Below are 8,764 nucleotides of genomic sequence, written 5' to 3' on the forward strand. Positions count from 1 at the left end.
GGGAGGTGATTGAAGGAGTGAAATTCAAGGATGGGATCCGAGTAGACCCAAAAACCGACATCAGCAAGAACGCCGCTTAATCTTTCTTCGTACACCAGATTTGACGATAACTCGGTCGAACATGGACGCTGGCTAAAGCGGCGTGAAGGATGCGTATCATAGAAGGCTGTAGTATTTGTATTACAATTCTGGATGTCTACATATTACATTTGTAGTATTGGATTGTCCACCCTTTTATAACCTCAGTTCGGGATAAGCTGAAGTGCTCATTTTGGCGTGCACATAGTGCACGCCAAAATGAGCCTTTTCGAGTGCCGCGCAACGCGCGGCACTCGAAAAGGCCCTTAACCCGAACTCAGGTTTTTATAGAAATTAGGGCGTTGGTTATGAATACACCCAAACGAGGTAGCACTTTGGAACTGCAGGTCACAAGTATCTGACTGGAACCGGAACTTAAAGAGCGATTGCGGGAAATCTCTGGACAGGGGTATCAAACCCTCATTCGAGATGTGCTCTGGCGGTTTGTGGAACGACAGGTGCGACCAGACGAGTTACGACATGATGGGAGTTGGCAATTACTCCCAAAGGAAACCGTCTCCTTACGGGGCAACTAATCCGCCCACAACAACCCATGTGGTTGGGATCGACAAGGACTGGAAATATGGTTCCTTTGAGTTTTGAAATGACTGCTTACGGAGAGTGAGGTGATCGTCCATAACCCACACAATCACCCGATTGCAATGGCGGATCGATGCGGTCTCAATATTCACCGTTAAGGCAGAACTGAATTAAACCAGCCTAGTAGGACTGAAACACTGGCTCTATGGTCTTGAGACTAAGCCACTCGTGACTCTTGTGCTCTTACTTTGTTAAACCACTTCCTAAACCTACGGCGGCAAGGTAGTGATGATTATAAACGACACCAGGTAATTCGCCTTACGACCTCTGGAGTTGCAAACGGAATGCTGCCAGAAATGATGGATATGTTGCTGGGTTTCATTAAGATACTGAAGGATGGGTAATGCCCTGGTGCATCCTTATTCTGAGGGTGATTAAGGGCAGGATGCCCAACCTGCTCTGTAAACTGATCCATATTCTCTAAAGCCCTCAGCCCTCGCTCCCTATTAGCAGGGTGGTCTGGGTTTTGAGCTTGTACTGCCAGGAAAATGTCCCGTTGCACTGACAAGCCATACCGCCTCTCACTGTATTGAGTCCATAGCCTATCCATCGTCTGCAAGTCAGCACAGGGAACACGATGAAACCATGCCGCATCGAGACTGAGCAACGGTGAGCTTTTGATCTCTGCCAGTTGCAGGAATGCTTCTGTGGTGAGTTGATCCGCTGCATCCCAGTCTTTCTCTTGAAGCTTTGCCTCCAGAGAGCGATAGTCTAAGCTTGGTTTTCCATACCCCAGGAAATAAGGAACATCGCGCCAGAGCGAAGGCCACAGACTGAGGGCGATCGCCACAATTCCTAGCCCCTTTACCCATCCCGGTATCCGCTTTTTGGGGTCTGAGGAAACGCTTGATTCGCTCTCAAATGACTCGTGGGAAGACATGAAACAACCTGTCAATAGGATGGCGCTACCCTTAGCTACACCAGTTCTATACTGCATTCCGGTGTTGAGGTGTGTCATCAGCCAACGGCAGGATAGCCATGTACATAAAAAATGAACGGTACCAACTTAACGCCTGAATCAATCATCTGCAATGGGTTTTGTTGAAGTTGGTATGAGAATACGAATTAGAGAATTACGAATTATGGAATAGCATCAACCAAATAGTGACATCCTGAAAAGCTAATACAGTAGCTTTACCCCATTTCCCTGACATCCAACTCCCCATCCCCAACTACCAAGAACTATCAATCAGAGTGAAGGATGCCCAGAAATAAATGTAGGCAAAGCTAGAGGTGACGCTGATATCCAAGGGGATAGCGATCGCCCCCACCCGTAGGGATTAATAACGCAACCCACCCCCATCTCATTCCCTGGTTCTGGCAAAAAACAAAAGGGTTGTGCCTCAAAGAAGTGTGGGGTAAGTTGCAAAATCATTCCAAGACCAAGCATTGATGGCAAATCCAGCCCGTTCTGCCGCTGTATCTTTTGTCCAACTGTTTACCCAAATCCAATTGAAATAGCTCACCACTAAACGCAGAGTAACCTTGCTTTGTTCCCAGACCTTGCCAAACTTGTACTGCTGACGATGCCATCGTCCAACCTGTCCTCTTAAAATACCGTTGGTTCGTTCCAACTTCTGAGTCCCTGCTTTACCTACCCAGAGGGTTACCCAGTCGGCTAGCACTCGCTCATAAGCTGACCACCCATCGCTATACCACTCAAAACAACCGGTTTTACCTTCGGTACTACACACCAGTTCCTTCGGGTAAGACGTGTTTTTGCTTTTTTGACACAGGACCATAACTCATCACTCTCGACTCTATCGGTATCAACGGAGTGAACCTCCTGGTTATGAACCATTTGTGCCTTCTCGCTGGCTTTGCGGATGATGTTGACCACGGTGCCATAGGCTCGTCCACTAATACGGCTGACACCCCGTAAGCTACTGTCTTCGCAATGGGATTGCAGAATCGTATGCACTTCTTCAGGAGATACCTGGCGACCCTAATAGAGGGTATCAATAGTATCGGTGAAGGTTTGGTGACACAAAGGACATTTGAACCGCTGTACGCCTTTGCGAGTCCGACCATGTTTATGAGTTTTAGGATGTTCACAAAAGGGACATTGCATGGCTAGAAGACCCTAATACCTCCGTCCCTAGTTTATCAACCCACACTTCTTTGAGGCACAACCAGTCATTGTCGCTTATATGTTGATTTTTCTTACAAAGGCTGCTCCAGGTTATGAACTTGGTGACTGGCTTACTCAAAGTTTCCGTGAACTTGCTGATGATGATGGAGAAGCCAGCATTAATGCAGGCAACAATATTGTTAAATTATCGTTTGACCGCGTGACAACATTAATGTTTTTATCGGTTGAGCCTCAATAGGCTGAAAGTTAATGTGTGTACCCTGTTCTAAATACAACGTTTCAAGAGCTAGAGGTTGCCTTATAGAAGCAGATAGAAGGAGTGTCAGTTGCCAAAGAACCAAGCTTCGAGGGTATACCCGGCGGCGGTAAGCTGATTTATTCGAAAAATTGATTAATAAACGCCCGATACCGCTACCAGTAGCCGCGATCCGACAGCTATCAACCCTTGCGAGGGCTGGAGCGCTCCTTTGTGCGTCTGCACAGTGCGGTGAATACGGGCGTGTAAGGGGCTCCAATCCCGCATGGCTGAAGAATGCACTGTAGACAGCATCCTAGTTCAAAAAATGGACGGGCTAAGCTTCGGGCAGCTTTCTTTACGAATTCCAGAGAATTGCAGGTGTAGCTAGCAAAGAGGCTAATCTCCCTCTAATAAGCTGCGGCGCATTTTCTGGGCTAATGAGCCTGGTCCGCCCAGACAGTGCGCCACCCTCTGCCCTCCCTAAGGAACTGCTATGCCCGGCCCCGTTACCCAGAAGAATGGCGTCTTTGCCGATCACGTTTTCACCCGACCCGCCTCAGGAACGACCGTGTCGTGTTCATTGCTGGTGGTGGGCGGTTCCACTGCGGCCTACACTGCTACGCTAATGGCCCTGAGGCTCAACCTGGATGTCTGCCTGGTGCAGCCCCTTATGGTCGTGGGCGGACAGTTTACCGCCCAAGCCCTGCCCGCTTCAGATGATGGCGATTTACTCAAGGAAAAAGCAGGCCCACACAACGTAGATGGTGAGCGGTTCGCCATCTCTAAAGCCCAGCGGGAATTTAGAGAACGCCAACGGGAACTGCAGCCCGTCGCAGGGCGTAAGGAGCCAAACCCTGGCAGTGGCTGGGTCAGTCCCCTTGCCACCACCCCTGTCGTGGCCGCCACTGCCATGAACGAAGCGCTGGTTCCCTACCTGACCCACGAAAAGCTGAAACTGATTCCCTACAGCGAGCCCATAGAAGTGCTGTTCGGCCCTGCTCCCAACGGCCGTCGCCGGGTCAAGGGCGTAGTTTTCAAAAATACCCAAACGGGGGCGACCTTCACCGTCCGGGCTCAGGTCACCATTGAAGCGACCGATTTAGGCGATCTGCTGGAGGTCGGCGGCATTGAGTCCAGGGTGGGACAGGAGGCTCGCCACGAAACCGGGGAGGCAATCCTGCCGATAGATGCCCGGCCTCAGTGCCAGCAGTCAATTACCTTCGATGTGCTGGTGGAGCACACACACCCGGGCAAAGGCGTTCCTGTAGGAGCTCCCCCCGGCTATGGCAAAGACCCCTGGCTCAACCTTCATGAGTTTACCGGGCGGTTCTATACCAAAGATGGCGCAGGCAACTGGCAGAAATGGGACTTTTTCAGCGACTTTGGGATTTTTCGGTATAGACGGGTGTTGCGATCGCAGCCCCTTGAAAAGCAAGTTTTCCCCGGTGATGTCGCTGTGATTAACTGGGGTACCTCTCAAGAACCCGATCGCCACTGCTGCGGCAACGACTACCGCCCCGGCTACCTGGTCGGCACCAGCCGCGAAGATCGCCAGCTGCACATCAAGCGGGCGCGAGATCGGGCTCGCGCCTACATCCATTACCTGCAAACCCATGGCGTTCCTGACCTCAAGCCACGCGGCGATCTCACCTGGACAGCCGACGGCATCGCCCTAGAACCCTACATTCGCGAAGCCCGCCGGGGTATAGCCCTGACCACCATCCGCCACGAAGACGTGGCAGAGTCCTTCTTTCCCAAGCAGGTTAGAGCCCGCTGCTTTGAAGATTCAGTCGGCATCGGTCAGTACCACTATCTAGATCTCCATGGCAACGACCAAAAAGGCCACGTTACTCCAAGAGGTAAAGACGTCATCGCCCTGCCCTTCTCCCTTCCTTTGGGATCGCTGGTGCCCATCAACACTGATGGCCTGGTCCTGTCAGCCAAAAGCCTCGGCACCACCCACATTACCAATGCTGCTTACCGCATGCACCCAATGGAGTGGGCCATTGGCGAAGCCAGTGGTTGCTTAGCCGCAGCCTCAGTCTGGCTCGGTATACAACCCCGTGAGCTGGCTACACAAGAAGCCCATATGCGCCGCATCCAGGGCGTTCTGACCCGCAACGGCGTGCCCATCTTCTGGTTCGATGATGTTGCCCATGATGACCGTGACTTCGAGGCCATTCAGGTGCTCGCTGCCGCCGGCATTATCCGCAGCGCCAGCACCGATGACCTGCATTTCAAGCCCGCAGCTACCGTCAGCCGGGCCGTCGCTGCCACCGCCCTAGTCAAAGTTCTCAAACTGGAGAAGAAAACCCCCGGCCAAGCGACCTTTACTGACGTACAGCCCGGCAAGCACTGGGCCTGTGAGCCCATCGAAACCCTCTATGCCCACGGCCTGGTGTCGGGCTTGGGGGAAGGCCGCTTCGGCCCCGATCAGCCCATCACTCGGGAGCATCTCTCTTTCCTGGTCAAAAGAGCCGTACCTCAGGGATATGAAAGAGCCTTTGCCCGCACTCCAATCGATCGCACTCCGCTGCAGCGGCGGGAACTATCGCGCGTCCTCTACGAGGTACTAAAGCAAGAGCTGGGAATCTAGCAGGATCGTCCCGTAGGATAGGTTTCCAGCCTGTCTGTTTATCTAGATAGGCTGGAAACCTATCCTATGACTACAGGCCCGGGGTCACAAGAGGGTAACACACAGGATTCTGCATTTGTAGAGATAAGACGTTCCTAACGTTGGGTGCATTGTTGTGCAGCGGTGTAACCCGCAAGATAGCAATGTATGACGGTAGACGAGATCAAGGCGAAACTCACATAGGCTCTAAAAGAGACAGGCTTGATTTTGCAGAGCAAGCAAATTGAGCACAGTCCGTCATTATGATGAACTGTCCCAAACAGAAAAGGTGGTGTTTTAGACGTATGGATGGGGCTAAACGACCCGACCAAATTCATAACGGTTGATGAATAGCCCAATAACAGTATCGTGTAATCGTTCAGACTTTGAAAAACAAATCGTTTTGCGTGCTAATCGTTTGATTCGAGTCCGTAGGTTGAGATGCTTGCGCTCAATCTTCTGAGTGTGGCGTTTACCAACCTCATGAGTATTTCATCAAGGATTCTGGCATACGCGCCCCAACCATCGGTGTAAAAACGATGAATACCAAAAGGGGCTAACAGTGCCATCAACTCTTTCAACGCAACGTCAACGTGAGGAGCCAGGACGTAAGCAAGAATCTCACCCGTTCGATGATCGATCGCATGCCACAACTACCGCTCCTGTTTCTTGTTGCCAACGAAGCTCCACATCTCATCCATTTCGGCCTCTTCTACTTGTTGCACAACAACTTCGAGGTTTTCAGGTTGAGCTAATCGTTCCAGCACCGCTTCGTTAACAGACACCCGTTGGAGGAATTTTTTTAATTCTTCAATCACGGTGGTAGGACTAACGCCCAGTACTTTTGCTGTATCTCGAATGCCACTGCCATTGATGGCCATATCAACAATTTGCTGTTTAACCTCTCCCCAATAACCCCGGTAGAAATAGTGTCGAATGAAGGTACTACGAGAGCAATTTGGGTGGTGGCACTTGTAGCGTTGTTTGCCTGTGGCTGATTGTCCATGTTTGACCACATAAGAGTTGCCACACGTAGGACATAGAACTGGTTCTGAAGCCATAGGAGTAGGTACTGGTAGCTTTAGAGATATGTTGTCTCAGATCCACACGTCTAGAACACCACCCTATTCTTTAACAATCTCTTTCTTTGTTTCTGTTATGACCTTTTTCTTTGTTTCCACTTCAACAATTTCGTTTTTACTAATCTCTTCGTGTATAACTCTTTCAATAAAATTATAAGTTTTGTCTGACAAAAGACCTGCTGTAAAAGCTAGTAATATCAAAGTTTCTCGGCGCACTTCATTAACATTTGAAGTAGACACAAAAGAGTGAAGTGTGATGTTAACAATAAAAATAGCGATCGCGAGAGCCATTCCTAGAGGAGGCCTATAAAAATATTCTTTTAGACTAACTGGAGTATTAGGGTCTACATGCTTTCTAACAAGATATATCCAACTGCCAAATCCACCTAAAATGATCAACAAAACAAATAGATCCAAAAAACTAAGCTTTGCCTTCCTTTCTGCGCTAAGCGTTTGTGTTGCTTTTACCCATAGAACCGCCTCTAAAGGAAGATCAATTTCTTTATCTTTAAATTCTGTCGAACGAAAGTCCGAAGGCAAAATATTGTTGTTGATCCTGAGATTACTACTTACTAAAACTTCAGGGGAGAAATTAGCCATTGCACTAAGACGGTTATCGACAATAGCAAATAGCCGAGCATAATCATCAGCAGTTGGTTCTTTTTCTTTCGGCCCGTTTGCTTCGTTAATTGCTTCAGGGTTCCTCCAATTAACGTTGACTTGAAGCTGATCAAGTACAATCCCGATAGGTGGAACAAGAGTTTTATCTTTTTCAAGATATTTATTTTGAAGATAATCGCTCAACGCAACAGAAGGATCAGCTATCTTTTGTGAAGCAGCTATCTTTTGTGAAGATGTGTCGCCTAAAGTTGGAGCATTACCCTTAGTATTCGAAGATGTGTCGCCTGAAGTTGGAGCATTACCCTTACCATTTATTTTATCAGCAGACTCTAAAATAATAGTTGAGGCCTGCCCGCTCACTGCTTGCATACCAATCACAGCTAATAAAATAGCCCACATCAATAAACATAGGTTTGCAACGATCTCCTTTCCTAAAGATATCTTTTCTTTTGATGAGTTCTCTTCTTTCGATTGCTCTACTGGTAATGAAGTTGGCAGACTAGAAGAACTAGTTGAAGGTACTGATGAATCAGGAGTCATTTTATTATCAGATAGTTTATGAGCTTGACTACAATGCACTGAGTTGGCAGAGAAGAAATGCAAAGATAGATTATTACTTCACTAGCTAGGGAGACTCAATTGCAGCGAAGTGAACCGTTGTAATACTCATCTGCATTCTGAATTGGCAAGACACGAGGAAGATTGGATTGGACAATCTTACTTATAATACCCTTTCAACCATTGGAAGATTCCACAATCTCTGAATTCGTTTATCTGGCTCTCCTGATCCTGCTGCAAGATCAAGCGATAAACCAATTTAAGCTAGTTGAATCAGTTGCCATTGGTTCTTCAAAGCCGTTTTGGCCCAGTCTCAGCCAATGCGGAAATAGCTGTTGCTCCGAAACCAATGAGGGTCTACCCAACGCCGCTTGCCCGACTCCACAACCTCTATCCCTTGAGCTGTGAGGTAAAGAGTCGCCACGGCTCAGGATAAACCAAAGGCGAGAGAGCGCACAGACGGAACGAATCTCCGATTTCTGGACGTTGAAGCCATTGGACTGGTCCTCTAAAAAATTCTCCTCAATATCAAAGCGTTTTCCGTATTCCTCAAACGTGTGCAGATAGGTGGGTTCATCACCGACAATGGCCCAGAACTCCCCGTTGACGTTGTTATAGCCAAACGCCACATGTATGGGGCCAAACGACTGTCCCTTATAAAGTTTGACGTTGTGAAAACAGAGGGCTTCCCCATGCTTGAGAGGGAAATCCTTGAGTTGGCACCACCCCTTGCCTTCTCTCCAAATCCTCAGAGGGTGACAGAGAAGTTACAAGGCAGTCTGAATCAGGTGCATCGCCCTCAGTCCTCGTTGAAAGAATGAGCGTTTTTGAGGCTTGAGGCGCATGAGTTGCTCTGCCCAATTCGACCACAGATCGATCGA

Annotated in this window: 8 protein-coding genes and 2 pseudogenes; 3 read left to right on the forward strand and 7 right to left on the reverse strand. The window is 48.9% G+C overall.

Annotation, left to right across the window (positions count from 1 at the left end; genetic code table 11):
* Window positions 1–440 precede the first annotated feature (440 nt).
* Window positions 441–703 (forward strand): annotated as a pseudogene (locus tag NDI52_RS34195) (hypothetical protein).
* Between the two features lie 207 nt (window positions 704–910).
* Here NDI52_RS34195 and NDI52_RS34200 read toward each other — a convergent pair.
* Window positions 911–1,558 (reverse strand): GUN4 domain-containing protein, encoded by a 648-nt coding sequence (locus NDI52_RS34200; protein WP_348257141.1) that lies wholly within the window; start codon window positions 1,556–1,558, stop codon window positions 911–913.
* A gap of 463 nt (window positions 1,559–2,021) precedes the next feature.
* Window positions 2,022–2,749, reverse strand: a pseudogene (locus NDI52_RS34205) (IS1 family transposase).
* A gap of 79 nt (window positions 2,750–2,828) precedes the next feature.
* Here NDI52_RS34205 and NDI52_RS34210 point away from each other — a divergent pair.
* The gene (locus NDI52_RS34210) at window positions 2,829–3,008 is read left to right on the forward strand and encodes a hypothetical protein (protein WP_190773163.1); all 180 of its coding nucleotides are present in this window, start codon (window positions 2,829–2,831) and stop codon (window positions 3,006–3,008) included.
* Between the two features lie 493 nt (window positions 3,009–3,501).
* The gene (locus NDI52_RS34215; protein WP_348257142.1) at window positions 3,502–5,604 is read left to right on the forward strand and encodes an FAD-dependent oxidoreductase; all 2,103 of its coding nucleotides are present in this window, start codon (window positions 3,502–3,504) and stop codon (window positions 5,602–5,604) included.
* A gap of 333 nt (window positions 5,605–5,937) precedes the next feature.
* Here the strand turns inward: NDI52_RS34215 and NDI52_RS34220 are convergent, their stop codons facing one another.
* From NDI52_RS34220 to NDI52_RS34240, 5 genes are all read right to left on the reverse strand, one after another.
* Window positions 5,938–6,078: an IS1 family transposase gene (locus tag NDI52_RS34220; RefSeq protein WP_348257147.1), complete on the reverse strand. Its 141-nt coding sequence runs from the start codon at window positions 6,076–6,078 to the stop codon at window positions 5,938–5,940.
* The gene (locus tag NDI52_RS34225; RefSeq protein WP_348257143.1) at window positions 6,033–6,275 is read right to left on the reverse strand and encodes an IS1 family transposase; all 243 of its coding nucleotides are present in this window, start codon (window positions 6,273–6,275) and stop codon (window positions 6,033–6,035) included. Before NDI52_RS34225 ends, NDI52_RS34220 begins: the two co-directional genes overlap by 46 nt.
* Window positions 6,276–6,683 carry an IS1 family transposase gene (locus NDI52_RS34230; protein WP_348257144.1) on the reverse strand — a complete coding sequence of 136 codons (408 nt, stop codon included), beginning with the start codon at window positions 6,681–6,683 and terminating at the stop codon, window positions 6,276–6,278. It abuts the gene before it with no gap.
* A gap of 63 nt (window positions 6,684–6,746) precedes the next feature.
* Entirely contained in the window at window positions 6,747–7,865 is a 1,119-nt protein-coding gene (locus NDI52_RS34235) for a hypothetical protein (RefSeq protein WP_348257145.1), read from the reverse strand.
* A gap of 260 nt (window positions 7,866–8,125) precedes the next feature.
* Entirely contained in the window at window positions 8,126–8,512 is a 387-nt protein-coding gene (locus NDI52_RS34240) for a hypothetical protein (RefSeq protein ID WP_348257146.1), read from the reverse strand.
* Window positions 8,513–8,764: the final 252 nt, after the last annotated feature.

The organism is Leptolyngbya sp. PL-A3 (assembly GCF_039962325.1).
Lineage (GTDB): Bacteria > Cyanobacteriota > Cyanobacteriia > Elainellales > Elainellaceae > Vacuolonema.